The 26,896-nt window shown below is 66.4% G+C and carries 19 protein-coding genes; 6 read left to right on the top strand and 13 right to left on the bottom strand.

Annotated features, from left to right (window positions below):
* The first annotated feature begins 206 nt into the window (after positions 1-206).
* Both NQ036_RS14545 and NQ036_RS14540 read left to right on the top strand, forming a co-directional pair.
* Complete coding sequence (locus NQ036_RS14545; protein WP_257059812.1) at positions 207-1,142, top strand: LysR family transcriptional regulator; 936 nt, start codon at positions 207-209, stop codon at positions 1,140-1,142.
* A gap of 122 nt (positions 1,143-1,264) precedes the next feature.
* Complete coding sequence (locus NQ036_RS14540; RefSeq protein ID WP_257059810.1) at positions 1,265-2,446, top strand: cobalamin-independent methionine synthase II family protein; 1,182 nt, start codon at positions 1,265-1,267, stop codon at positions 2,444-2,446.
* A 119-nt stretch (positions 2,447-2,565) separates the two neighbouring features.
* On the opposite strand, the gene NQ036_RS14535 is transcribed toward NQ036_RS14540, so the two are convergent.
* Together NQ036_RS14535 and NQ036_RS14530 are read right to left on the bottom strand one after the other, a co-directional pair.
* Positions 2,566-3,696: a tartrate dehydrogenase gene (locus NQ036_RS14535; protein WP_257059808.1), complete on the bottom strand. Its 1,131-nt coding sequence runs from the start codon at positions 3,694-3,696 to the stop codon at positions 2,566-2,568.
* A gap of 104 nt (positions 3,697-3,800) precedes the next feature.
* Positions 3,801-5,057, bottom strand: a complete 1,257-nt coding sequence (locus tag NQ036_RS14530) for an IS110 family transposase (protein WP_257059805.1) — start codon at positions 5,055-5,057, stop codon at positions 3,801-3,803.
* 494 nt (positions 5,058-5,551) lie between these two features.
* Here NQ036_RS14530 and NQ036_RS14525 point away from each other — a divergent pair, with 494 nt between their 5' ends.
* From NQ036_RS14525 to NQ036_RS14510, 4 genes are all read left to right on the top strand, one after another.
* The gene (locus NQ036_RS14525; protein WP_257059802.1) at positions 5,552-6,205 is read left to right on the top strand and encodes a hypothetical protein; all 654 of its coding nucleotides are present in this window, start codon (positions 5,552-5,554) and stop codon (positions 6,203-6,205) included.
* 371 nt (positions 6,206-6,576) lie between these two features.
* Complete coding sequence (locus NQ036_RS14520; protein ID WP_257059799.1) at positions 6,577-7,074, top strand: PKD domain-containing protein; 498 nt, start codon at positions 6,577-6,579, stop codon at positions 7,072-7,074.
* A gap of 150 nt (positions 7,075-7,224) precedes the next feature.
* On the top strand, positions 7,225-9,309 hold the full coding sequence (locus tag NQ036_RS14515; RefSeq protein ID WP_257059796.1) for a hypothetical protein: 2,085 nt from the start codon (positions 7,225-7,227) through the stop codon (positions 9,307-9,309).
* Positions 9,306-10,751, top strand: a complete 1,446-nt coding sequence (locus NQ036_RS14510) for a hypothetical protein (protein WP_257059794.1) — start codon at positions 9,306-9,308, stop codon at positions 10,749-10,751. The genes NQ036_RS14515 and NQ036_RS14510 overlap by 4 nt, the downstream gene beginning before the upstream one ends.
* 76 nt (positions 10,752-10,827) lie before the next feature.
* Here the strand turns inward: NQ036_RS14510 and NQ036_RS14505 are convergent, their stop codons facing one another.
* From NQ036_RS14505 to NQ036_RS14455, 11 genes are all read right to left on the bottom strand, one after another.
* On the bottom strand, positions 10,828-12,786 hold the full coding sequence (locus NQ036_RS14505) for a glycosyltransferase family 2 protein (protein WP_257059792.1): 1,959 nt from the start codon (positions 12,784-12,786) through the stop codon (positions 10,828-10,830).
* Positions 12,783-14,117 (bottom strand): non-hydrolyzing UDP-N-acetylglucosamine 2-epimerase, encoded by a 1,335-nt coding sequence (gene wecB / locus NQ036_RS14500; protein ID WP_257059815.1) that lies wholly within the window; start codon positions 14,115-14,117, stop codon positions 12,783-12,785. The genes NQ036_RS14505 and wecB overlap by 4 nt, the downstream gene beginning before the upstream one ends.
* Before the next feature lie 120 nt (positions 14,118-14,237).
* Complete coding sequence (locus NQ036_RS14495) at positions 14,238-15,218, bottom strand: LysR family transcriptional regulator (RefSeq protein WP_257059790.1); 981 nt, start codon at positions 15,216-15,218, stop codon at positions 14,238-14,240.
* A gap of 68 nt (positions 15,219-15,286) precedes the next feature.
* Positions 15,287-16,978: an ABC transporter ATP-binding protein gene (locus NQ036_RS14490; RefSeq protein ID WP_257059788.1), complete on the bottom strand. Its 1,692-nt coding sequence runs from the start codon at positions 16,976-16,978 to the stop codon at positions 15,287-15,289.
* A 3-nt stretch (positions 16,979-16,981) separates the two neighbouring features.
* Entirely contained in the window at positions 16,982-17,929 is a 948-nt protein-coding gene (locus NQ036_RS14485) for an ABC transporter permease (RefSeq protein WP_257059787.1), read from the bottom strand.
* The gene (locus NQ036_RS14480) at positions 17,926-18,882 is read right to left on the bottom strand and encodes an ABC transporter permease (protein WP_257059785.1); all 957 of its coding nucleotides are present in this window, start codon (positions 18,880-18,882) and stop codon (positions 17,926-17,928) included. Before NQ036_RS14480 ends, NQ036_RS14485 begins: the two co-directional genes overlap by 4 nt.
* Entirely contained in the window at positions 18,882-20,444 is a 1,563-nt protein-coding gene (locus tag NQ036_RS14475) for an ABC transporter substrate-binding protein (protein ID WP_257059783.1), read from the bottom strand. The genes NQ036_RS14480 and NQ036_RS14475 overlap by 1 nt, the downstream gene beginning before the upstream one ends.
* Positions 20,437-22,149 (bottom strand): hydantoinase B/oxoprolinase family protein, encoded by a 1,713-nt coding sequence (locus NQ036_RS14470; protein ID WP_257059781.1) that lies wholly within the window; start codon positions 22,147-22,149, stop codon positions 20,437-20,439. The genes NQ036_RS14475 and NQ036_RS14470 overlap by 8 nt, the downstream gene beginning before the upstream one ends.
* A gap of 107 nt (positions 22,150-22,256) precedes the next feature.
* A complete protein-coding gene (locus tag NQ036_RS14465) occupies positions 22,257-24,305 on the bottom strand; it encodes a hydantoinase/oxoprolinase family protein (protein ID WP_257059779.1) in 2,049 nt (682 codons plus the stop codon).
* Positions 24,306-24,457: 152 nt separating this feature from the next.
* Positions 24,458-25,303, bottom strand: coding sequence for an SDR family NAD(P)-dependent oxidoreductase (locus NQ036_RS14460; protein ID WP_257059777.1), 846 nt, complete (start codon positions 25,301-25,303; stop codon positions 24,458-24,460).
* Positions 25,300-26,592 (bottom strand): FAD-dependent oxidoreductase, encoded by a 1,293-nt coding sequence (locus tag NQ036_RS14455; RefSeq protein ID WP_257059775.1) that lies wholly within the window; start codon positions 26,590-26,592, stop codon positions 25,300-25,302. The genes NQ036_RS14460 and NQ036_RS14455 overlap by 4 nt, the downstream gene beginning before the upstream one ends.
* Between the last annotated feature and the right edge of the window lie 304 nt (positions 26,593-26,896).

The raw sequence follows: 26,896 nt of genomic DNA, 5'->3' as shown, positions 1-26,896 counted from the left end.
CAACTGGTGGCACCGTGACGACGAACTACACGGTCAACCGGTCACCCCAGCACGCCCCAAACTGAGTCAAGCGGATTCCGGGAAAAATCTACCGAATCGCTTGACAAAGAACATAGGGACACCCCCCAGATATCCCACAAGTGTCAGACCCGCACGAGCAGTGTCACGTTGGTGTCAGCGTGCACCTATCCCTATAGGCTGTCCCCATGGCACAGCTCGTGACGCTCCAACAGCTCAAATACTTCGTCGAGGTCGCCACGCACGGGTCGATCACCGCCGCGGCCGAGGTCCTCTACATTTCCCAGCCCAGCCTGTCCGCGGCGATGAAGGAGCTGGAGGCGCGCCTGGCCAAGGAGCTGTTCGTCCGTTCTACCCGCGGCATCACGCTGACCGCCGACGGGGTCGAATTCCTGGGCTATGCGCGGCAGGTGACCGAACAGGCCGAGCTCTTAGAACAGCGCTACGGGACCCCCACCCCTTCGAAGCGCCAGCTGGCGATATCGGCCCAACACTTCGCGTTCGTGGTCAACGCCTTCGTCACGATGGTCCAGGAGGCAGACAGCCACGAGTACCAGTTCACTCTGCGCGAGACTCGCACCCACGACCTCATCGAGGACGTCCGCACCATGCGCAGCGAGCTGGGGATCCTGTACCGCAACGACTTCAACCGCCGCGTGATCGACCGGCTGCTGCGCGACGCGGGACTGTCCTTCCACCCGCTCTTCATCGCCAAACCGCATGTCTTCGTGGGCAGTGGCAACCCCCTGGCCCGGCGCCGGTCGGTGACCCTGGACGACCTGACGCCGTACCCACGCCTGTCCTTCGACCAGGGCGAACAGAACTCCTTCCACCTGGCCGAGGAGATCCTCTCGACCGTCAGCGTCCCCAAGTCGATTCACGTGAGCGACCGGGCCACGATCTTCAATCTGATGATCGGCCTGGGTGGCTACACGATCTCCACCGGCATCGTCAGCGAGGACCTCAACGGCCCCGATATCGTGGCGGTTCCGCTGCGTGTCAAGGAACGGATCGAGGTCGGCTGGATCGCCCATTCCGCGCTCCAGCTAACCCACCAGGCCGCCCACTACATCGACCTGCTGCGAACCACCGTGGCCGAGTACGACGTAGAGGTCCTGGAATAACGGACCCGGAGCGGGGACTCTGGAGCAGAGGCGCGGCTATTGCAAGCCATAGGAAATACCTATAGTTACGCATAATGACAGCCGCTTACCCTTGAGCAAATGTTCTGCGCCACCATGGAGCCATGACTGAACGCTTCCAGATCGTCGGCAGCCTGCTGCGACCGCAGGACCTGCTGGACTACAAGACCCAGATCGAACACCGCGATGACATCGCCTACCCCTTCTACGATGATCTCCCCGGATACCGGGAAGTCGAGGTGGCCGACACCCACGATGTCGTGGCCAAGGAGATCGAACACGGCATCGACGTCCTGACCGATGGCGAATACACCAAGTCGATGTGGCACCTGGACTTCGTGTGGGGCCTGTCGGGCGCCCAGCGGTTCATCGCCCCGCAGGGCTACCTGTTCCGCGACCTCGACGGGGTGAACACCTATGAGACCCGCCGCGACATCGGCATCCGCATCACCGCACCCCTGTCGGGCAAGAACCACCACTTCATCGACTGCTGGAAGCGCGTAGTCGCCCAGGCCGAAGGTGCGGACAGCGTGCGGGCGGTCAAGCAGTGCATCCCTTCGCCGGCCCACATCTACGGAGAACTGTCCGGCCTGATGTCCGGCCAGCCGCACGCCGGCAAGGCAGAGGGCGTCTACGCCACCCTCGAGGAACTGCGCGCGGGCCTGTTGGGCGCTTACAAGGAATTCGCCGCGGAATACGCCGCGGCCGGCGGCACCATCCTGCAGTGCGACGACTGTCTGTGGGAGCTCTTCGCCGAGGACAACGACCACTCGCCGTTCAGCGGCAACGGCCCCCACGCCGGTGCCGCCCGCGAGGTCGCCGAGACCTTCGTGTCGATCAACAACGAGTTCATCGACTACGCGCACTCCCTGGGCCTGACCGTGTGGACCCACAACTGCCGCGGCAACTACGAGTCGCGCAATATGAGCGGTGGCTCCTACGCGGCGATCGCCGACCTGTTCCTCGGCGGCCAGCGCTACGACCGCTTCTTCCTCGAATGGGACGACGAGCGTGCGGGCTCCGTCGATGCACTCCACGCCTTCGACGGCCGCCCCGGAGTCGAGGTTGTGCTGGGCGTGCTGTCCTCGAAGACCACGGACTTGGACGACGAGGCCAGGGCCCAGCGCCTACTGGCCGCGGCCTCGGAGATCCTGCCCAAGGAGAACCTGTACCTGTCCCACCAGTGCGGCTTCGCCTCCTGCGACGGTGGCAATGCCCTGGCCGCCGACCAGCAGTGGGCCAAGATCGACCAGGGCCGTCGGATCGCCGCCGAGTTCTGGGGCTGAGCAGAATCCGGGGCTGAGCAGGACTTAGGACGGGCGGGCCCGCACAGGGCACCCGTACCCGAGGCCGCACCCGCCGGGCGCAATTCCGCCCGGCGGGTGCGGCCTCGGCGGTTCGCCCGTCAGGCGGTGAGCCGTTGCACGATCGCCTCGCCCAGCGAATCGGTCGTGCCGTTACCGCCCAGATCGGGGGTCCTGGCATCCGAGCCCGAGGCCAGCACGGCCTCGATCGCGGACACGATGGCATCACCCGCATCCTTGTGTCCCAGATGCTCCAGCATCATCGCACCCGACCAGATCTGCCCGATCGGATTGGCCACACCGCGGCCGGCGATGTCCGGGGCCGAACCGTGCACCGGCTCGAACAGGCTGGGGAACACCCCCTCCGGATTGATGTTCGCGCTGGGCGCGATGCCGATCGTCCCCGTGCAGGCCGGACCCAGGTCCGAGAGGATATCGCCGAACAGATTGCTGGCCACGACCACGTCGAACCAGTCCGGGTGCAAGACGAAGTTCGCGGTCAGAATATCGATGTGGAACTGATCAGTCGAGATCCCCGGGTACTGCGCCGCCATTTCGGCAAAGCGCGAATCCCAGTAGGGCATGGTGATCGAAATGCCATTGGACTTCGTGGCACTGGTGACCTTATGGCGCTTCCTGGTCTGCGCCAGTTCGAAGGCGAAGCGCTGCACGCGGTCGACGCCCGTGCGCGTCATCACCGTTTCCTGAATGACGGTTTCCCGGTCAGTGCCCTCGAACAGGATGCCGCCGGCGTTGGAGTATTCGCCCTCGGTGTTCTCCCGCACCACGTAGAAGTCGACATCGCCGGGTTCCCGCCCCGCCAGCGGTGATTTGACCCCGGGCATCAGCTTGCAGGGCCGCAGGTTGATGTACTGGTCGAATTTCTTCCGGAACTGGATGAGGCTACCCCACAGCGACACGTGATCGGGCACGATATCGGGCCAGCCGACGGCACCGAAGTAGATCGCGTCGTAGCCGCGCAGCTGAGCTTCCCAGTCCTCGGGCAGCATCACGCCGTGCTCCTGATAGTAGGCGGCGGACGCGAAGTCGAATTCGGTGAACTCCAGATCGATCCCGAACCTCTGCGCGGCCGAATCGAGCACGCGCAGCCCCTGCGGCATCACCTCCGTGCCGATTCCGTCGCCGGCGATCACGGCGATCCGGTGCGGTCCGGACTGGTGGGACTGGTCGGATGGGTTCGGCACAGAGACATTCTGTTGCGAGTCGGTCATGGGGCTCCTTCATCGAGACGGCATCTACTCCAACCCCAATCTACCCGCCACCCCTCCCCTGCCCAGAGTTCCACTACTTGACGAAATGATGCTCCTATTGTGTGTCAAGCGGTTTCAAGCCACTTTTCATACGCGGTTCTCACCCGGAGTATCGGACGTCGATCATGCTCGATATCCGAGATCCGCGCCGGCCACACACCCAGAGCCGCAGCAGCCTGTATCATCGTCAACCCGCGTGCCGTGCGCTGCTCTTTCAAACGGGCTCCCGGCGTGTACGCCGGACCCCGGTCGGGCCGGGTCAACACGTGGTGGACCTCCCGGGCGATTGCGCGTTTAAGGCAGCGGCGGATGTCCTTCTTCGACTTCCCCGCCGCCAGGCACTTGTCGATATACGCCCGGGTGCGGGCATCGGGATGCCGCATCCGGGCCATCGCGATCGTGTGCAGGGCATGGTTGCCGCGCCGGTCCCCGCCGTGGTTGATCCGGTGCCTGTGGGTTTTGCCCGAGGACGCCGGGATCGGCGCGACGCCGCACAGGGACGCGAACGCGGCCTCGTTGCGGATCCGGTCGGGATTGCCCCCGGCGGTGATCGCCAGTTGGGCCGCGCTGATCGTTCCGGCGCCGGTGATGTCGAGCAGTCGGGGGTAGGAGGCCTCGACGATGGCGTGCAGATGCACCTCGTACGCATCGGCCTGTTCCCGATGGGCCAGATAGGCCTTCGCAAGGTGTTTGAGACTGTAGACGACCGCGGCCGCCGGATCACCCAGGTCCGCCCGCGTGCGCGCCGCTGCCAACCGGTGGGCCAGCCGGTCGTTCGACATTCCGGCATGCGCCTGCCGGACCTCATCGGGCGCGGTGACCAGCAGAGATTTGATGCACACGATCATCGCGGTCGCGGCGTGGACGAGCTGGCTGCGGGCCGCGTTGAGCACGCGCAGGGACTCCACCGGGGACGTCGTGTCCTTGACATGGGAGACGCCGTCGCCGGAGAGTACCGTGCGGGCCGCGGCGATCGCGTCGATGGGGTCGGACTTCCCATGCAGGCGCCGTACCCGGCGGGCCGGACGCAGGACTTCGCGGACCTCGTAGCCGGCCGTCTGGAGTGCCCGGGTGAGGCCGGCCCCATACGACGTCGTCCCCTCGACACCGACAAGGCCCACACCGCCGGCGCGCTGGAGCGCGTCGATGAGGTGGTGGTAGCCGATGGGGCCGGTGGGAAACGTTTCCGTGGACACGATGCCACCGGTGCCGGTGAGGATCGCCAGGGTGTGCGTGTCCGTGTGGGTGTCGATCCCGGCGACGAGGTCCGGTGCCGCCGGGTCCGTCTGGTCTGTGCGCATGATCTGCATGCCCCCGTTCATGGTGATGATCCGGTATGGTTCCGCGGGACCGGCCGGGGCAGACAAGACGCCGATGAGACAGCTACCATGGCGAGTGTGAGCACGCCATGTGGTGGACCGGGTCACGCTCCTATGAAGTCATGGACCGGTCGAACCCACGGTGAGGTGCCGACAGGGTAGGACAGATCATTTCCAAGACAGACCCCCTCGTGTGGGGGCCGTCGGTCGATAAGTGGGTCACTATCCTGTCGGCACTTTCCATTATCGGCGTCGATTGGGAACGTTCCCGATCCAGTTTTTCACCATTTCGGTAAGTAGTGGAACTGCATGGGAAGGGATGACCGGGGTCCGGTTATCCACAGATTCGGCTGCGGGTCTTCCCTTGGACGGATGCTTCTGGTTTGATGAGATCACCGCACCATTACTCACGATCCTTCACGACTCCTCACGACAGGGCATCACTCATGAGCACATGGCGACAAACGATAGGCAACCGACGCCGAGGTCCCCGCCCGTTGGCTATGCCGTACGGCTTTCCGCGTCGCCAGGTTGGTACCGGCCAGGCGGATGCGCCGCGGGCCAGCCGCGTCGCCGCCCTCCTGCTGACCGTCGGAGTCGTGCTGAGCGGCTGTGGGGCAGGCGAGCCTCAGCATCCACCGGCCCCCGTCACCGCGACCCCAGAGGAAGTGGTCGCGGCCCCCACGCCCGCCATCCCCGAATACACGACGAAACTGAAGCTCACCGCCAAGGAGAAACAGGCCGCCGATGGGGCGGCGGCGGCCGTCGCGAAGTACTTTGCTGCTGCGACCAAGTTCTACGGAAGCAGTGGTCAAGACACCACTGCGATTAAAGTGGCTGCTTCGCTCGAGCATTTCACCGAATTAAAGGACAGCACCAGCGACATATTCAGCAAGAACTATAAATTATCCGGCACACTAAGGTCCAACCTATATGATCTTTACGCTATCCAAAAAAGCGACCGTGGCGATAAAGGACTTGAGGCAGGGTTTAATGCCTGTATAACATACAGTAAAACAAAAATGACCAACGCGGAAGGCAAGAACCTTTCGAGCTGGACTGCGCACGACAAGCAGGCGCAGTTTTATTTGATACAAGAAGGCGGATCGTGGGTGCTTGACGACATGTCGATATCAAAGGATCAGTGTTGACGAACGCAATTAGACTATCTCTGATCATCTCTTTAGTTATTCTCTCCCTAACTCTTGTACCCATCGAGGCGAAAGCAATTTCTCGCTGTAAAGCACATCAGACTATCGGGTGTGGCGGGTCCCGCATTATTCCTGGAAATCCGTCAACCCCAGGCAAACCTGGGCCGGGGCATCGGGACCGACCCACCGGCCACAACCCCGGATCCGGAAATGACTCGGGCCGGGGCTCCGGCGGTGGGAACGGCTCCGGCGATGGCTCGGGAGGTGAGCGGTGTGTCATCATCCCCAACAAAAAGCCCTGCCTCGTCTTCGATCCTCGCCCCGGCGGCGGGGGCGGTGCTCCCGCAGCACCGGCAGCTCCCGCAGTCCCCGTGATCACCGTCCCCGATATCATCGAGACCGAATTCCAAGAGATCGACATCCCCGGTCAGAAGATCAACATGTGGCCCAACGGCTGGGCCGTCGCCCACCGCAAGGCCGCGTTCTGGGCCACGGGCGGAACCAGAATCGCCGACATCACCCTGCTGGGCCAGCCGGTGAGGATCCGCGCAACGCCGGTCCAGTACCGATGGGATTTCGGTGATGGGGCGAAGGAGACCCGCCGGACCCCGGGAGCGAGGCCCCGGTCATTGGACAGGGCGAAGTTCACCCACGAATACCGGGCGGTGCAAAAGGTCCGCGTGAGCCTCACGACGATCTACCACGGCGAGTACTCGGTCTCCGGCGGCCCGATGACGCCCATCTCCGGAGACGTCGGTGTCACGACTCAGACCGATCCGATCCAGGTCTACCGCTTCCACAAATACCTGGTCTCCGGCCCCTGCGCAGACAACCCGTCCGGTCCGGACTGCAAGCCCGGCGGCCGATAGTCAACCACCCGGCCGGCTCAGCACGGCCCGGGCCCCGGCTACCCGCTGGATCTATATCGGATAGCCTAATCTTCTGTAAAGCGTCTCAGTGCGACCACTCAGCGCGACCCAAGAGTTCGCACATGAAGCCCCTTTTGACAGAAGGCACATATGAGACAACGACCTACCAGGGTGCTGGCAGCCGCTTTGGCAACTGGCGCCACTGTATTGACCGCCGGTGGCGTGGTCCTATTCCCCGGACTCGGCTCAACCCCCAGCACACCCCCTGCCCAAGCGGCCACGGTCCAGGCCAAGGAAACCTTCCTGGGCGCGGGGACCTCGGCTGCGGGCGGTGCCATCAGTCCGCAGTCCTGCGATTTCACCGGTGATGGGAAGCCCGATATCGTCACCTCCGCCTGGATGTGGAAACGCGATGGCTTCGGTTCCCCGGGAGCCACCTATGTGATCCCCAACGGCACGAGCTCCGCCGAACTCGACGACGAATCCTCCGGCATCATCCGCATCGAGGGACCGCAGAGCACCGCTACACCCTCCATCGGCGCTTTCAGCGGTTTCAGCCTCAGCTGCGCCGGCGACGTCAACGGCGACGACATCGACGACATCATCATCGGCGACTATATGGATCGCCGGGCCTACGTCGTCTTCGGCACCAAGAACCCGCACAACATCTCGCTGGAGTATCTGGGCACCGACGGCTTCGTCATCCAGGGCCCGCAGAACGGCACCTCGGGCAGGTTCGGCAATCAGGTCGCCGGCGTCGGCGATCTGGACGGCGATGGCAAGGACGACCTGTCCGTCATCGACTCGACCGCCAACAGCCGCGGCGGCCTCGCCTACCTGGTCAAGGGCCGCGACGATATCGCAACGGTCGACCTGACCGAGGTCGGCGCGACCGGCGCCTCGGCAGCGCAGGATCTGATCGGCACCGTGAGCGGCGTGGCCGACCGCGGCGTGGCCTATGTGGCACCGGCCGGCGACGTCAACGGCGATGGCAGGGCCGACCTGGCGGTGGGCGGCTATGTCGCCAAGCCCAAGGCCATCACCTCGGACGCGGACAATGAGACCACCGCCCATGGGATGGTCTGGGCAGTCACCGATCCGAGCGGCGATATCGCCCTGGACGAGGACTTCTCCGGGTTCACCGTCAACGGGCCGGCCCGCGGCAAGGACCGTTTGGGCATGTCGGTCGCCGCGGCCGGCGACATCGACGGCGACGGCTTCGACGACCTGGTGGTCGGTGCCGACGGCGTGGTCTCCGGCACCGGTGGCACCGTGGTGGTGCGCGGCTCGGATTCCGCTGCCGATGTCGACACCGATCCCGAGGCCGCAGCCGGCAAGCCGACCGTGTACAGCCGGACAGACGGCAAGGCCACTACCGAGGACCGGGGCTGGTGGATCGACGCGGCCGAGTCCGGTTATGCGGTCTCCGCTCTCAAGCCCGCGGTCAAGGGGGCCTCGGGCACCCTGGTGACCGGCGCCTTCGGCACCTCCAAGGCGTGGGCGATCGACACCCGCGCACTCACCTCTCCGCTGGTCAAGGTCGATGACATCGATTCGGCCCTGGTCACCGAGGTCAGTGCAGAGGACAAAGACCGACTGGGCCGCGGTATCGGCGTTATCGACTCCTACGGCGATGCGGGCGCCCAGATGATCGTGGGCGCCGATAACGTCGCCAAGCGCGGCTATGTCATCACGGCCGATATCCCGGAGCGGGCAGCCGCGCCACAGCCCAGCAGCTCGGCAGAGCCCACCGACGGCCAGGAACCGAGCGAGAGCACGGCACCCTCGGAATCGGCCGAACCCAGCGACTCCGCCGAACCCACGAACAGCACAGGGCCCTCGACGAGCGCACAGCCCACGGACGACGCCTCGAGCGAACCCGGTGAGTCCGCGGAACCGAGTGCGTCGGCGAGCGAGTCGACCGGAACCTCGGCCGCTGCCACGCCCTCCGGAAACACCACGCCCGAACCGGGCGAAACCGATTCGGACTCCGGTGCTTCCGGCGGCTCCGATGCGGACGTCTCAGACGACTCGGATTCCAGCGGTTCCGCTGATTCCGATGGCACCGGTCCCGATGGCAGCGATTCCGAGGGCTCCGGCGATGCAGACGGCTCCGACGACGGTTCCCGCCTGCCGACCACCGGTGCGCAGATCACCGCTGCCGTGGCCCTGGGCACAGCCCTTATCGCCGCCGGCATCATCGTCACCATCGCGGCCCGCAGGAGGCAGAAGTGAAGAAGCATCTCAACGCGCAGATGGTCGCCGCGGGTCTGACGGCAGCCGCCCTGGCATTGGTGCCCGGCGTCGTCTTGGCCGCCGGGCAGGCCGAATCCAGCGCGGACTCCACCACCCGGGCCACCGGTTCCACCGATCCCACCGACATGGCCGCTCCGGACGAGTCCGCTGAGGGCTCGGGAACCGATTCCCGCACCGACTCCGCGCCCGCCCAGAGCGCGGAGGCCACGGAAACCTCGGCCGCTCCGCAGACGACTAGCGCCTCCTCCAAATCGCCGACGGCCACGCAAACCGCGACGGAAGCCACCCCCGGTTACGGCACCTGTTCGGCCTCAGCACATGAGAAGTACCAGGTGACGGGAGCCGACGGCGAGAAGTACGACGGCTGGCACCCCACGACGACCACCGACCCGCAAACGGGCAAGGAGTGCACCTTCGGCCACGACCATGGAGACGATCCGAAGACCTCGGCGATCTACGATTGGACGATCAAGCAGCTGGGTGGGAAGACCGACGGGATTCCCATGGCATACGCCGGAATGCAGTCGATGAAGGATGGCGCGAACGTGGTGCCGCACCGCCATGAGGACCACTACGGCTACACCTTCTACGTCGCCAATGACGTGGCACAGGTGCGGGCGGACCGGAAGGGTTATGCGAAGTCCGGGGACTCCGCAATCAGCTGTGACTACCTGATCGGCCTGCATCAGGGCAGCCATTCGAACGATGCACTGCACAACAACGCCCATGAGATCCTCTACTCGGCCAAGTGCAGCGACGGTGTGGAGATGGTGGTCGATTCGCTCTCGCTGTTCGGCCAGCCCAATGAGTACGAGGAATCGTGCACGGGCGAGACCGTACAGACGTCCGGCTCCGAACTGCCCGAATCCTCGCGCGGCAAACGGTCCATCCCGACCGTGGACTGTGCGAAGAGGACACAGCAGGTCTACGATTCCTCCGCCAACCAGGCCAAGACCGCGGATTCGTGGGGCCTTTACGAACGGTGGGAGGCCGACCAGACCTACACCTTGCCGGACGGGCATACGCTGACCATCGATCCGTGGTTCGGAGTGCGCAATCCCTCGCGAATCGCCGCTGGGAATGAGTTGGTCGCCACCGCCTCACTGTACGGCGCGGACACCGTGGGCTGGCCTTGGTCCACGATGACGAAACCCTTGCAGCAGACAGATTCCGCCTCGCCGTTCAACGGCGCTCGGCGGGATCTGTATGTGCAGCATTCGAAGCTGGACAATCAGGGCGGGCAAACCGTCTGGTACACCGATGCCTACGGGAAGAACCCATCGTCCGAACCCTTCGACGGTTCGGTCAAACAGTACGCCTCGGCGGTTTCGAATAAGGATCTGCCGGAGTTGGAGCGGCGTGTCTTCGGCTTCTCCACGAACTACGGTCCGGCCGGATCCGGAGTGAGTGCGCCGAACTGACCCGCTGGGTTCCGCGCCGACCCGCACCGTCTGATATACGCCCGCAGCAGCGATTACGACGGTACGGGTCGGCGCCTCACCGGGTGTGGGGCGGGCCCGGTTGGATCAGGACGTCCACCGTGTCCGTGCCGACGCGTTCCAGCAGACCGACCGCCTGCAGCGCCGCGGCGAAGTCACCCCCGACGACCAGGTTGTCCAGATCCGCCGCGGCGTGCCACAGCCGCTGCGCGCGCAGCTCACCGGCGGCCTGCAGAACGGATTCCAGGCAGGTGTGGGCGACCTCGGTGTCCTCGGCGGCGACCGCCGTGCGGATCGTCTCCAACCGCGCCGGGAACGACAGAGCGAAGTCCCGCGCACCCGCTGCGATGCCACCGGCCCCTGTTCCACGGGCATCGGGAATGTCCCGGCCCGCCGCAGCCCCCGCGTCCAGCAGCGGAATGCCCGCCAGCACCGTGGGGGTGTGCGGCGGAACGACCGGGTGGGCCTCCGCATTGCGCTTCGTCTTCGCCCACGAGGTCCGGCCGCTCATGTGCCGGGCGATGGCCCGCGGATGATAGAGGTATCCCAGATAGACGTAGAGCAGATACGACAGCCCCAGACCCCAGGACTTGAGAATCCCAACGTCCTCACCGCCCCAGCGCCGGTACAGCGGCCCCCAGGCGACATAGGGCAACAGCAGGAACACCAGGGCGCCGACACCGGCCAGCGCTATCCTGTCATCACCGTGCGGTCCGAACTGCAGGGCCCCGAAGCCCAACGTCCCTGCGACCACTGCCTGCCACAGCACGATCGGGATGAAGATCAGATTGACCATCAGCAGGATCGGCTGGCTCATGAAATAGGAGATCTCCACGAAACCCGGCAGGCTCAACCGGCGCCGGCGCAGTAGGGCGCGCAGGTCTGCCAGGCACTCCAGATTCCCCTGCGACCACCGGGTCCGCTGGGTCAGCAGGCGCCGCAGGTAGGGCAATGCCTCCTGCGACACATGGGCATCGCGAATATAGGCCGTGCGCGATCCATGGGCCAGGATCTGCAACCCCAGTTCATAGTCCTCGCACAGTTTCGATCCCCAGGGCGCTCCCGCCTCCGCAGCGATCAGTGCCAGGATGGACAGCCTGGTGAACTGGCCGTTCCCGCCCATCCCCACCGTCTCCGTCTCGCTGCGCAGCAGCTGCATAGCCGAGTTCGCGGTGCGGAACTCCATGTCCTGCATGCGCACCAGCATCCGGCCGATGTGGTTCTTCCACTTCCCATCACCGGGCCGAGGCCGCTTATCGCCGCGGTTCTTCATCCACACTTCCAGCTGCACGGCGCCGATCGTGTCGTCGCCGAACCCGTCCGGGCCGGCCAGCAGGTCCAGCGCGTTGCCGCTCAGGTACCCGTCGGCGTCCAATACGCCGATGATCGTCCTATGCGGGTCCTGGCCGGCGGCGCGGACGAACCGTGAGACCTCCGAATAAGCGGCATTGAGCGCATTGCCCTTGCCCGTGCGCGCCTCGGGGAGGACCCGGCTGATCAGGTGGGTGAACGGATCCACCACCATCCGGCGGCGGACCTGTGCCGCCGTATCGTCCTCACTGGCATCGTCGATGACCCACACGTGCACGCGGGGAAAGCTTCCCCGCGCCCGGGCCAGGGTGTCGGCGATAACGCTGGTTTCATCTCTGGCAGGGATCAGCAGATGCCAGGTGAGTTCCGCCGCGTCCCCCGGCCGGGCCCTCACCCGTCGCAGATACACGGTGATGAGCAGACTGACGTAGGCCAGGGTCAGTGTCGAGGTGATCGTGACCACGAGCAGCGCAAGACCGTACCACGGATGCCCGCCGAAATCCGCGAACAGCCCGGAGAAGCAGAACAGATAGGCTCCCAGCAGCGCGTAGGCCCAGGCCAGGACCACGCCCATCGGGGTGACGGCTACACGTTGACGGCTCCCGTGCCCCTCGGCTCTGCCCCTGCCCGCGGCCCCACTGCGCCCACGGCCCGGTTCCGCCGGCGGTTCCTGCTCCGCAGACGGCTGCGGTATCCCAAGGCTCATGCCGGCACCGCCGCGCCGATTCCGTCCCGCCCCAGGGAATCGGTCGGTGCCACAATCGCCTCCCCGGCGATCACCTCGGCCACGGTTCCCGGGACGAAGTCCGGCTCCCGGCTGCCGCTGCCCAGCAGCTGCGCCAGGGCCGCGATACCGCGTTCGGCCGCATGGCCGTCACCATAGGGGTTGATCGCGCGCGCCATCGCCGCATAGGCGAGCGGGTCGCCCAGCAGCTCCTCGACGGCGGCCACGATCGCCGGCGTGGAAGTGCCGACCAGCCGGGCCGCACCCGAGGTCACCGCGGCTGGGCGCTCCGTCGTCTCCCGCAGCACCAGCACGGGTTTGCCCAGGCTGGGAGCCTCCTCCTGGACGCCGCCGGAATCGGTGATCACCACGTGGCTGACGGCCAGCAGACGGGTGAAGTCCGGGTAGTCCAGCGGTTCCATCACCATGACGTTGTCCAGCCCCGCCAGTTCGGGTGCGATGACGTCACGGACCACGGGGTTCGGATGGGCCGGCCAGGCGATCAGCGCATCCGGGTGACGCCTGGCCACGTGGGCCAGGGCTCGGGCGATATCGCGCATCGGCGCACCCCAGTTCTCCCTACGGTGCGTGGTCAGCAGCAGAATCCGCCTGCCGACCGCCGAGGCCCGCAGGAGCCGCTCGAGCACACTCGCCTGACCCGCCGGTTCAGCGGTCGGAGCCGCGGCCCGGACTCCGGTCCGTCCGCTGCCGCCCTGCCCCTCCGGCACCGCCCGGGCCGTCTGAGCCGCCACCGCATGTTGCAGTGCGTCGATGACGGTGTTGCCGGTGACTGCGATCGCTGCGGGATCGACCCCCTCGCGCAACAGGTTGGCCCGCGCGTCGGCAGTGGGCGCCAGGTGGAGTGCAGCCAGCTGGCCGACCAGTTTGCGATTGCCCTCTTCGGGGAAGGGCGAGGCCAGGTCTCCGGTCCGCAGTCCCGCCTCCACATGCACGATCGGAATCTGCCGGTTGAAGGCGGCCAGCGCCGTAGCGGCGACCGTGGACGTATCGCCCTGCACGATCACCGCGGCCGGGCGCAGCCGTTCCAGGACCGGGTCCAGGCCGGCCACCGTGCGCGCGATGATCTGATTGAGGCTCTGGCCCGGGGACATGATGTCCAGGTCGATATCGGGCACGATGCCGAAGACGGCGTGGATCCGCCGCAGCATGTCCCGGTGTTGGCCGGTGACCGCCACACGCAGCTCGAATCGGGGGTCCCGCTGCAGGGCGCGGATGATCGGGGCCAGCTTGATGGCCTCCGGGCGGGTGCCGTAGACGACGAGGACGACCGGGGTTTCCGCCCCTCCGGTCATGGGGTCTGTGGTGCTCACGAATGAGCATCTTAATACAACTTTCAAGTGCTTTTGACCCGGCGGATATCGCTTTCACCCCGCCTGTTCGACGCGTGCTGCACCAGGGCGTCTCCGGGCGTGTCAATCCGCGAAGTGTCCGCGCAGTTGCTCCATGAAAACCGCCCCCGAACGATTGAGCCCGGCAGGGTTCCAGGTCGCGTAGATCGGGAGCGTCGGCAGCTGCGGATCCAACTGCGCCCAGTCCACATTCGGGACATCGACCGCACTCATCAACGACTTCGGCACCAGTGCCACCCCCAGCCCGGCCTTCACATAGCCGACCTGGTCCATATAGGTGGCCACGACCTCGGTCAGCACCGGCGAGCGCCCGTGCTCCGTGAAGTACCCGAGCATTGCGTCGTAGTTCGCCCGCGCGGACATCCGGGCGAAGGAGATGATCGGCAGTCCGTCGAGCGCGGCCAGCGGCACCCGCACCGTACCCGTCGGCTCGACCGGGTCCGCTGCCCCTTCCCTAGCGGGTTCGGCCGGCCCAGCCGGGGCCTCGGCCTGTGCTCTGCCCACATCCGGAACCAGCTGTGGGTAGGTCTCCGGGTTGAAAGCGACGACCAAGCGGTCCTCGTAGAGCAGTACGTCCTGGCAGCCGTCCACACTGCCGAAGGTGTTGGAGAACGTCACGTCCAGTGCCCCGCTCTCCAGCTGCGCCTGGATCTGCGGGGTGTTGTCGTTGAACAGCTCGATCCGCAGGCCGGGGTTGTCCCGCCGAATCAACCGCAGGCCGTCGACGACGCGGCTGAACAACAGAGCCGGGGTCACCCCCACTCGCACGATCCCACCGGCGCTGCCCTCCCGGTCGTGCGCCAGCCCGCGGATCGACTGGGTCTGCCGCACGATCGAGGTGGCCAGGGCGAATACGTCCCGGCCGGCATCGGTGAGTTCGAAGGGGCGCGTGGCCCGGTCGATCAGCCGCACACCCAGATCGGCCTCGAGCCTGCGGATCTGCTGACTGACGGCCGACTGCGTTAAGAACAGGCGCCGCGCGGCCTTTTCGAAACTCTGTTCCTCGGCCAGCACGACGAAGTACTCGAGGTTCCTCAACTCCATGGAATGTTCCTATCACGTCCGGCCAGCACCTCCGTGCAATGCAGTGTGCCCCGGCTCGTGCAGGACCCCTACGCCCGCAGCAGCTTGCGCTCCTTCTGCACCGCGGGATCGGGCACCGGCGAGGACGCGATGAGCCGGGCCGCGTAGTCCGTGCTGGGAGCGGACACGATGGCCGTGGTCGGCCCCGCCTCTTGAATCGCTCCGCGCTGTAACACGATGACGTCCTGCGCGACCTGTTCGACCACCGCCAGGTCGTGGCTGATGAACAGGCAGGCGAAGCCGTAGTCGTGCTGCAACTCCTGGAATAGCTCGAGCACCGCGGCCTGCACGGAGACGTCCAGGGCCGAAGTCGGCTCATCGGCCACCAGCAGGTCCGGGTCGTTGGTCAGCCCTCGGGCGATCCCCACGCGCTGCCGCTGCCCGCCGGAGAGTTCGTGCGGATAGCGACCCGCCCAGCTCGCCGGCAGGTGCACCCGTTCGAGCAGCACGCCGGCCCGGCGCAGGGCCTCGGCGCGTCCGACGGTCTTCGACCAGATCAGCGGTGCCGCGATCGACTCCCCGATCGAGCGCCGGGGGTCCAGCGAGGACGCGGGATCCTGGAACACCATCGACCGGGTGAAGGCCTGGCCCGGCCCTGCCGTGCCACCGGGCGCACTGCCCGCCCCCGCCGAGGCCCGGTCCCGCTTCGCCGCCCCCGTCGTGATCGTGCCGGCGCCGGGGGTGAGCAGGCCGACGGCCAGTTTGCCGATCGTCGACTTGCCCGAACCGGATTCGCCCACCAGGCCCACGGTGCGTCCGGGCGCCACGGTCAGCGAGATCTGGTCCAGGGCCTTGGCACCGGCCCGCTTGAGCGCCCGGCTGTAGTAGTAGTCGACCTCGGAGAAGGTCAGGGCGGCGGCCGGCGCGGCCGCAGTCTCAGGCGCGGCCTCGGCGGCCGCATCCACACCACTTCCGGCACCGGCGACAGCCCGCGCTTCTTCCGGGGCCCCCACTGTCATTCGCGGCACCGCGGCGAACAGATCGCGCGTATACGCATCCTGCGGGCGGTTGAACACATCGTCCACGCTGCCCGATTCGACGATCCGCCCGCCCTTCATGACGTACATCCGGTCGGCGGAATTCGCCACCACGCCCATATCGTGGGTGATGAGCAGGACGCTCATCTGCAGCTCGTCCTTCAGCCCGTCGAGCAGGTCGAGGATATCGGCCTGCACGGTGACGTCGAGCGCTGTGGTCGGCTCGTCGGCGATGAGCAGCTTGGGGGTCGCGGCGATCGCCATCGCGATCATCACGCGCTGTCGCTGCCCACCGGAGAGCTGGTGCGGGTACTTCTTCAGCGTGCCGGCCGGATCGGGCATATTCACCATCTCCAGCAGTTCCAGCGCCCGCGCCCGCTGGTTCGCCGTCCCCTCCACCCGGTGCTTCATCGACATGTGCATGAGCGTGCCGATCGTGTACACGGGGTTCAGCGAGGTCAGTGGGTCCTGGAAGATCACGCCGATCTCGCGGCGCAGCAGGTTCCGCCTAGCCGCCTCGGGCAGCTTCCCCAGGTCCTGCCCGTCGAACAGGATGGAGCCGGTCGACCAACTGTTGCGCGGGTTGAGCCCGGCGACCTCCATCGCGGTGACCGACTTGCCCGAACCGGATTCGCCCACCAGGGCGACGATCTCACTGGGCGCGATCGAGAACGAGACATCGCTGGTGATGGGGGCGTCGGCCTTGCCGAAGCCCACACTCAGGTCCTTCGTCTGCAGCAGCATCGCTTACCTCCTGGGATCCAGCACGTCGCGCAGGAAATCGCCCACCAACCCGAAACTGAGGATGATGAGGCTGACCGCGACGGCGGGGATGATCAATTGGACGGGGTAGTCGGTCATGAAGCGCTGGGCGCCGGCGACCATGGAGCCCAGCGACGGCTCCGGCGCCTGGACGCCCAGGCCCAGGAAGCTCAGGCCGGATTCCAGCAGGATGGCAGCCGCCATCACCGTGGTGAACTGGACTATGATCGGCGTCAGGCAGTTGGGCAGGACGACGGTGAAGATGCGCCGCCAGGTACCCGCACCGAATACCTGCGCCGCTGCCACGAACTCCAACCCGGCCACGCTCATCACCTGGCCGTGGACCACACGGGCAAACGACGGGATGAACAGGATCCCCATGACCAGCACCAGGGTGGCCTTGTTCGTTCCGTACAGGGTGGTGGCCATGAGCGCGATGATGATCGGCGGGAACGCCAGGATCACATCGACCACGCGCATCAGGAGCAGATCGCCCAGTCTCTGATACCAGCCGGCCAACAGGCCCAGCACGGTGCCCAGCACCATCGCGATGAGGGTGGCCGTGACCGTGATGAGCAGTTCGACGCGCACGCCCTGGAGCAGCCGGGCCCAGGTGTCGCGGCCCAGTTCGTCCGTGCCCAGGAAGTGCCCGTTGCCCGGTCCTGCGAAGCGGTTGACCACATCCTGTTTGAGCGGGTCGGCGACGGGGAACAGCACGGACCCCACGGAGACCACGATGACCAGGATCAGGAAGATCGCGGCGATGGTGCGCGCAGGCGTCAGCGAGCGCCGGATCTTGGCCCGTTTGGAGTTGTCGGTGACGCGGCCGGCCAGGGTGGCCACGGCCTCGGCGCCGGTACCGCCGGATGCGCCCGGGGTGCCGCTTGGACCGCTGCTCTGGCCGCCGGTAGTAGGAGTGTTGTCCGTGGTCATAGCGCGGCCCTCCGGATCCTGGGGTCGAGGAGCCCGTAGACGATTTCGACGACGAGGCTTAAGACGATGAAGCAGATGCACAGCACGACGACGATCGACTGGACGACCGGGTAGTCGCGCGCGGTGACCGAATCGATGAGCAGGGAGCCCACGCCGGGCAGGTTGAATATGCGTTCGACCAGGACAGTCGAGCCGATCAGCGATCCCGCCTCCAGGCCGACGATCGCGGCGACAGAGGTCAGCGAATTGCGCAGCACGTGCTTGTTGAACACGCCGGCGCGGGTCTGGCCCCAGGACCGGGCGGTGCGCACCCAGTCCTGTTCGAGGTTCTCCATCACCTGCGAGCGCGTCATCCGCCCGACCACCGCGGCGATCGGCAGGGACAGGGCCACGACCGGCAGGATCAGCCGGGCGAAGTGTGTACCGGGGGCCGAGGCGATGGAGGTGAAGCCGCCCGAGGGCAGCAGGTGCCAGGTCAGGGCGAACAGCAGGACGAACAGGGCGCCGACGACGTAGACCGGCACGCTGGTGAGCACCGACAGGAAGCCGGAGACGACTGTGTCGATGGCGCCCTTGGAGCGCGCGGCCCAGGCCCCCAGAGCCACGCCCACCACGGTGCCCAGGATGAGTGCGAAGATCGCGATCTCCAGGGTGACCTGCAGGCGCGGGCCGATCAGGTCGACCACCGGTTGGGCGTAGACATAGGATTCGCCGAAGTTCCCGGTGAATACGGAGCCCAGGAAGGCGAAGTACTGGACCCACACCGGGCGGTCCAGGCCCAGGGATTCGCGTACGGCGGCCAGGGCCTCTGGACTGATCTCGGTATTGCCCCCGCCCAGGATCTGTACCGCGGGGTCGCCGGGCACCGCCTGGAGCATGAGGAAGATGAGCGTCATCGTCACCCACACCAGCACGATGCCGGTGACGATGCGTATGCCGATGTACCTGATCATCACTGTCCTCCCTTGATATAGGCCAGCGAGTAGCCGGAGTAGAACGACAGGAAGCCGGGCAGGGTTTTGAAGCCCTTGACCTCATTGGTGTAGGCGTGGGCCTGTCCGCGGGTGTTGACCATGACGAAGGGGGTGTCGGCTTGGACCTGCCCGCGCATCTTGTCGTAGATCCTCTTCTTGGCGGCACCGTCCTTCGCGGCGGCGCCCTCCTTGACCAACTGCTGGAGTTCGGGGTTCTGGTAGTGGGCCGACCGGACATTCGACAGGGGTCCGCCGAAGAACGTGCCCATATAACTGGGATCGGTCACCACGCCCACGTTGCCGTTGATCAACAGGTCGTAGTCACCCTTGTTCGACAGTTCCGTGCGGGTCGCCCAGTCAGGGGAGTTCAGTTTGATCTTGAGCCCCACGGCCTCCAGGTCCGCCTGGATGGACAGTGCCACATCGCGGTGGAAGACGTACTGCGAGTTCGTCAGGAAGTTGATCTCCTTGGACGTGTCGAATCCGGATTCCTTGATCAGCTGCCTGGCCTTGTCCGGGTCGTAGGAGTACAGCTTGTCCCATTTCGGATCGTAGGCCGGATCGGATTTGTCCATCGGCACCCCGTACTGGGATTCGCCGTGTCCGAAGAACGCCGCGGACACCGAGTTGTCGCGGTTGATCGCATAGGCCACCGCCTGGCGCATCTTGGGATCGTCGAAGATGCCGGTCTTGACATTGAACAGCGTGTACATGAACGGCCCGTTCTGCGAATCGAGCGTCATGTTCTTATCGCTCTCGAGCCGGGAGAAGTCCTCCCAGGGCACATAGTCGATGAAGTCGACATCGCCGGAGAGCAGGGCCGAGGTCCGGGCGTTGCCGTCGGGGTAGAACTTCAGGTTGATGGTCTTGAGGTCCACCTGGTCGGCGCCGTAGTAGGCGTCGTTCTTCACCAGCCGCAGGCTCTGTCCCGGACTGTAGGTGTCGACCTTGAAGGGACCGGCGCCGTCCCAGCCGTCCTTCTTGTCCTTAATCGAGTCCTTCGAGTAGATCGCTGCTGCCGGGATCGCCAGGTACTGGGCGAAGGCGTTGTTCGGCGAGTCCAGTACCAGTTTCATCCGCGTATCGGACTCGACCTCCATGGATGTGAGGCCCTTGAGCCCGTCGAACACGTAGCCGGGCGATTTCGGGTCCGACATGTATTCGAAGTTCCGCTTCACATCCGCGGTGGTCAGCGGATCGCCATTCGCGAATGTCAGGCCGGGCCGCAGTTTCACGGTCCAGGTCCTGTTGTCCTTGCTGGTGACGGATTCGGCCAGCCCGGGGATCAGCTTCCCGTCCGGGTCATATGCCATCAGCCCGCGTTGGACCAGGGCGTCGATCGTATAGCCGACGACCGAGGAGTCCACCGCGGGCGGGTTCGATTTCGGTTCGGCGGACAGGCCGATGTCGAGCACGCCCTGGTCCAGGCCGCCCTCGGATTCGCTGCCCGCGGGCCCGCAGGCCGTGACGGTGACCGCGGTCAGCAGACCGACCACGCTCAGCGCCACGGCCCGCAGGCCCGTTCGCATCTTCCTAGTCACGTGTCCCTCCCGTTTTCTCATCTCCGCCGGGCTTCCCCGCCGCCGAGGTCGCGGCGGGCACATACCCGTAGGCGGCCTCGGCTGTGGCCGGGCTGATCCTGCCCTCCCGCAGGTCGCGTTCGACCAGTTCGGCCGGCCGCTTGGCAGGCATCCCGAATCCGCCGCCGCCGGCGGTTTCGATCCCGATCGTCTCGCCCGTGTTCATCGCGAACTCGGTCTGGTCCAGGTACTCCTCGTCACCCACCTCGACGTGCAGGGAACGGCCGGGGCCGCCGCCTTCGAGGCCCCAGGGCTGGGTCCGCTGGCGGGAGATCGACACGTGGCACACGCAGTCGTCGTGGTTGACGGTGACGAGCCGGTGGATGCCCATGCCGCCGGGGTGTTCGCCCACGCCGGCGGAGTCGTCGACCAGTTCGTAGCGGTCGACGGTCAGCGGGTACTCGATCTCCAGGGATTCCACCGGCAGGTTCGAGGTGTTCGTGATGTGGGCCTGTACGCCGTTGAGCCCGGAGGCGCAGTGGCTGGCACCCAGGCCACCGCCGATCGTCTCGAGGTAGACGTAGTACTCACCTGTGCGCGGGTCGATTCCGGAGAACTGGGTCGCCGGCACCGCGCCGTAGCTGGCGGCGGTGACCAGGGTCGGGTCGGCCTTGGACAGGGCGCCGTGGACCAGGTCGACCACCCGCTGGCACAGCTGGGTGCGCCCGTTGACCGCTGCGGGTGCCACACAGCTGAGCACGGAACCGCGCGGGGCGGTGACCGAGATGGCCCGGTACAGGCCCGCATTCGTCGGGATGTCGGAGCCGACCACGGTCTTGACCGCGTAGTACACGGTGGCCAGCAGGGCGGTGGGCACCAGGTTGATCGAGGCGCGGACCTGCGGCGGGGCGTCGAAGACGAACTCGAGTTCCTCGTCCTTGACCGTCAGCTCCAGTGAGATGTCGAGGATGTCCGGGATCTCCTCGCTGTCGAACTTGTCCGCGAAGGTGTAGACGCCGTTCTTGATCTCGCGGATCCCGGCGCGGACCTTGCGCTCGGTGTAGTCCATCAGCGCATGCCCCGCCGCCCGCATGGTCGCGGTCCCGTACTTCTCGAACAGGTCGACGGTGCGCGCCACACCCAGCCGGTTCGAGGCCAGCTGGGCACGGAAGTCCGCGATGCGTTCGGCCGGCACCTGCATGTTGATCAGGATCAGGTGCATGACGTCGTCGATGTACGCCCAGTCGCGCACCGCGCGCACCGCCGGGATCCGGATGCCCTCTTGGAAGATCGTCGCGTGGGTCCGATCCGCGTAGTCGGAGTGGTGGGCCAGGTTCGTCGCCCAGCCGACCAGTTCCTCTGCGAAGAAGATCGGGGTGACCAGCACGATGTCCGGGAGGTGGGTGCCGCCGCCGGTGTGGGGGTCGTTGCCCAGGAAGCCATCGCCGGGGCGAATATCGGACACCGGGTAGCGGTCCAGCACGGCCTTGACGATGCCCATGAGGGAACCCAGGTGCATCGGAATGTGTTCGGCCTGTGCCAGGGCATTGCCCTCGGCGTCGAACAGGGCGGTGGTGCAGTCGCGGCGCTCCTTGATGTTCGGCGAGTACGAGGCCTTGACCAGGGCCTCGCCCATCTCCTCGCTCACGGAGGCCAGGGCGGATCCGATCACCTCGACCTTGATCGGGTCGATGTCCGCCGGTTGCGCGGTCGAGTTCGTCGTCATTGTGTTCTTCCTTCGAAGTCTGTGGCTGTGCTGGTGTCTGGGATGTCTGGGGTGGCTGGGCGACCTGCGCCGGGCCCGCAGGAGCGGGCCCGGTTCGCCGGGCCGGCTCAGTCGTCGGCGATGATGAGCATGTCCGAGGGGTCGATGTGGGCGGTCTGCCCCGGCAGCACGAAGGAGGTCGTGTCGTACTGCTCGATCACAACGGGACCCGCGATCGACTCACCGGTCGGAATGCTCGTGCGCTCCAGGACCGGGACCTCGGCCCGCTCGCCGTATTCGGAGATGTAGACCTGTCGGGTCATCGGCTCCCCCGCCGCCCGGGCTGCGGGGCGCTGGGTTACCTCGATCGTGTCCACCGTGCCCACCGCCTGGATCCTGAAGTTGACGATCTCGATGACCGAATCGGCGTTGATGTAGCCGTAGAGCTCCCGATGGCGGGCCTCGAAATCGGCCTGCAGATCGGCCAGCAGCCGCGCGGTGTCCTCCAGATGATCCACTCCGACCGTGATCTCGTAGTTCTGGCCCCGGTAGCGGACGTCCGCGAAGTGCTTGAGGACCACCCGCTCGTCCGGCAGCGCCTCGGCCGTCTGCCAGGTCGCGGCCTCGGTGGCCAGGGTTTCGAAGACCCGCAGGGTCTTCTCGCCGGCGGCCTCGTCCAGGGGGGTGCGCGCAGTGGCGATGAAATCGGACTTGAGGTCCGTCATCAGCATGCCGATCGCGCTCATCGCGCCCGGGGACTGCGGCACCAGGGTCGTCGACATCCGCAGTTCGCGCGCCAGCCGGCCCGAATGCAGGGGGCCGGCACCACCGAAGGCCACCAGCGCATAGTCGGAGGGGTCGTAGCCCTTCTGCACGGAGATCACGCGGATCGCCTTGGCCATGTTCGCCGTGACCACGGAGATGATGCCCTGCGCGGTCTCCTCGGTGCTCAGTCCCAGCTGATCGCCCAGGGACTTCACCGCGGCGAACGACAGCGAGGCGTCGATCGGCATCGCCCCGGCCAGCAGCGCATCGTTGTTCAGGATCCCCAGCACCACGTTCGCATCCGTGACGGTGGGACGCATATTGCCGTTGCCGTAGCAGGCCGGGCCCGGATAGGCTCCCGCGGATTCGGGGCCCACCTTGAGCAGTCCGCCGTCGTCGATCCAGGCGATCGACCCGCCGCCGGCGCCCACCGTGGAGATGTCGAGCATCGGCGCCTGGATCGGCCGGCCGTCCAACTCCATTCCGTTCGACGAGGTGGGCGTGCCGTCGTTGACCAGCGCGATATCGGAGGACGTCCCGCCCACGTCCAGTGTGATGACGTGTTCGAAGCCGGAGTTGCGCGCCACCTCGGCGGCCCCCACCACCCCGGTCGACGGGCCGGACAGCACGGTGCGCACCGGCATCTGCTCAGCCGTCTGGAAGGAGATGACGCCGCCGTTGGACTGCGTGACCTTGGGAGCGTCCGACAGCCCGCGTTCGCCCAGGCGACGGCGCAGCGAACCCAGGTAGCCCTGCATGATCGGGCCGATGTAGGCGTTGACCGAGGTCGTCGAAAGGCGTTCGAACTCGCGGAACTGCGGCAGCACATCCGATGACAGGGTGACGAACTTCCCCGGCAGGGCGCGGGCCAGGATCTCACCCACGGCCCGTTCGTGTGCGCTGTTCTCGAAGCTGTAGAGGAAGCACACGGCGAGGGCGTCCACCTCGTCGAGCGCGGCCCGGTTGTCCTCGACCAGCTGCGCGACTGCGGCCTCGTCCAGCTCCTGCATCACGGTGCCGTCGTATTTCAGCCGCTCGCCGACTTCGAAGATGAGGTCGCGGCCGGTCAGCAGTTCCGGCTTCTGCGCGTAGAGGTCGTAGAGCTTGGGGCGGCGCTGGCGTCCCAATTCCAGCAGATCGCGGAAGCCCTCGGTGACGAAGATGGCGATCTTCGCGCCCTTGCCCTCCAGCAGGGTGTTGGTCGCGACCGTCGTGCCGTGGGCGAAGTATTCGACGGTCTCGCCCGCTGTGGCGTAGCGCTCCAGCGCGGATTCTGCGCCTGTGAGCACCGCGTTGCCGGGATCGGACGGGGTGCTGGGGGTCTTGAGGACCTTGAGTTCACCGGATCCGGTGTCGAACAGGGCGACGTCGGTGAAGGTGCCGCCGGTGTCGATTCCAAGGCGCAGGGCCATATCTGTGCTTCCTCTCAATGGTATGACGTCCCCCTCCCTTCCCCCTCCCTTTGAGTTCCACTACGACATGAATTGACGGTTTTCGGCCGTTTCGGGCTGATTTTCGACAATTCAGGTTGTAGTGGAACTTTGAGAGAGAGGGGGGTGGGTAGTCAGTGGATGGTGATGGGCTGGGTGGGTCGGATGGTGATGTCTTCGAAGGTCGCTTGGGGCGGGGCGGCCGCGATGAGGGCCACCGCATCGGCCAGGGTCTCCACCGGGACCATCCGGGCGAAGGGCACCTCGGCGGCATCCGCCCGGTCCTGAACGCTGGGCATGGTGCGGACCATGTCGGTGTCCATATAGCCGGGGAAGATCGAGGTGACCCGCACCCCGGCGCCGCGCTCCTCAGCGCGCAGCGAGTTCGTGTACGCCTTGAGCGCGTGCTTGGACGCCGAGTACAGGCTGTTGCCGGGGCTGGAGAATTGGCCGGCACCCGAGTTGATCATCACAACGTCCCCACGTGCCGCCCGCAGTGCCGGGGTCAGGGCCGCGGTGAGTCCCGCGACCGCCACGACGTTGACGCCCAGCACGCGTTCCCAGTCCGCGCGGGTCAGTTCCGCCTGCGGTTTGCGCAGGCTGACCCCTGCCGAGTTGACCAACATGGCGCAGCCGGGCACGGCCGCGGCGACGGCGGCCTGATAGGCGGGCTCCGTGACATCGCCGGCCAGGCAGGTGACGTGCGCCGGGGCCTCCCCCATTGCCGAGGCCGCACCGGGCCCAGTGCCCGCGTCCGGCAGGGCGCTCTGCAGTTCGGCTGCCAGCGCCCGCAGTTTGGCCTCATTGCGGCCCAGCAGGACCAGGTCGAAATCCGGGGCCAGGCGGCGGGCGATCGCCGCTCCCACTCCCCCGGAGGCTCCGGAGATCACGGCGACCCTCCGGTCCTGCGCGGGTCCCGCCTGCGCTGTACTTGCCCGGGCGGCACCCGTCTGGGCGGCACCCGTCTGTGCTGCGCTCATCGCGTACCGTCCCGGCCCGCGGGGGCGCCGGCGAGGTTCCGGGTTCCGGCGGGGTCGAAGACACTGCCCTTTTCGAAGACGGTCTCCAGGAGTTGGTCCGTGAACCCCGGCAGCCGCTCCGCATCCCAGATCCCCGGCTCCACGGTCCGCGCCTCGCCGAGCACGGTCTGGGCCAGGTACTCCCCGATCGCCGCGGCGTGTTTGAAACCGTGTCCGTGGCAGGTGCCGGCCACGTACACACCGGTGTCCCGGCCCACCTGTCCGATGGTGAACTGGTCGTCCGGTGAGGTGGTGATCATGCAGACCCGCGATGCCGCCGGCACCGGGTCCAGGGTCGGGAAGGCGCGGCGGGCCACCCTGGCCACATTGCGCCAATCGCGTGTCGGTTCGATATCCCGGTCGAAGTTCGCGGGGTCGATCGGGTGGAGTTCCTTGGAGTTCAGGCTCAGTCCGATCTTCATCCCGTGGCCGTCCACATCACCGTGGCCCCAGATGCTCATATCGTCGAAGCGACGGATGAAGCCGGGCAACTGCGGTGCCAGGTAGGCCTCGGCGGAGCGCTGCCGGTAGCCGGGGATGTCGCGAGCGCGTGCCGCGGCCAGCTCCTCGTCGATCCGCCACCAGTTCATCGGGCTGAACAGCGCCTGCAGGCCGGGGATGTCCACCGCATTGGCCAGCCAGGGGCCCAGGGCCAGCACGATCTTCTTCGCCCGCACGGTGTTGCCGGTGGACAGGCCCAGTTCGAAGGTACTACCGGCCGTGCGCCGGATCGACTCGACCCGGCCGCCGCCCAGCACGTCCGCACCGAGCTCCCGGGCCCGCCCCAGCGCCGAGGCGATGGAGGCCTCGGCGCCCACCGTCCCACCGCTGGTGTCGAGCACACCGATCTCGTCCGGGTCGATGTTCTCGAAGGCCGGAAAGCGGGAGACGAGTTCGTCGGCCGAGTATGTTTCGATTGGGACCTCGTGGTGGGCGGCTGTGGCGATCGCACCCTTGACGTAATCGGAGTCCGGCCGGCCGATGGTCACCGCACCCACCTGGTTGAGGATCGGGGTGCCGCTGTGGTCTTCGAGTCCACGCCAGAGTTCGGCGGCACGGCGGGCCACCGTGCCCAGTTCGATGTGTTCCATACAGGCGATGCGGAACAGGCGGGTGTGCCCGTGGGACGATCCGAAGGGGTGGACCACGGGGTACTGGTCCAGTCCCACCGCCTTGACTCCGCGTTCGGCCAGTTGCCACAGGGTGTGGGAGCCGAAGGCCCCCAGCCCGATGACCGCTACGTCGTACATCTGTGCATCCCCCAAAGGTCGTGTCCTGGTGTCCATCGGCGCTGTCCCTGCTGGGGCCCGGAAGACGGGCCGTGGATCGCCGATGGACACCAGTGTGGTCCACAGCACACTTGGAGTAAAGATGATACTCGCCTACACATTTGTCATGCAGGCATTCAGATTTCTTAAGTTATAAGCCGGCGGTTTCAGGGTGCTAGTGCAACACCACTGATAAGTTCATCCAGTCTCTCACGAGGCGTACGGAACTCAAGCGTCCGCCGCGGACGATCATTCAGGAGGTCCTGCATCTGCAGGACCTCCTGAT

Origin of the sequence: Brevibacterium sp. 91QC2O2 (assembly GCF_024580695.1) — a bacterium.
GTDB classification, from domain to species: domain Bacteria; phylum Actinomycetota; class Actinomycetes; order Actinomycetales; family Brevibacteriaceae; genus Brevibacterium; species Brevibacterium moorei.
This window is presented reverse-complemented; position numbering and strand designations above follow the sequence as displayed.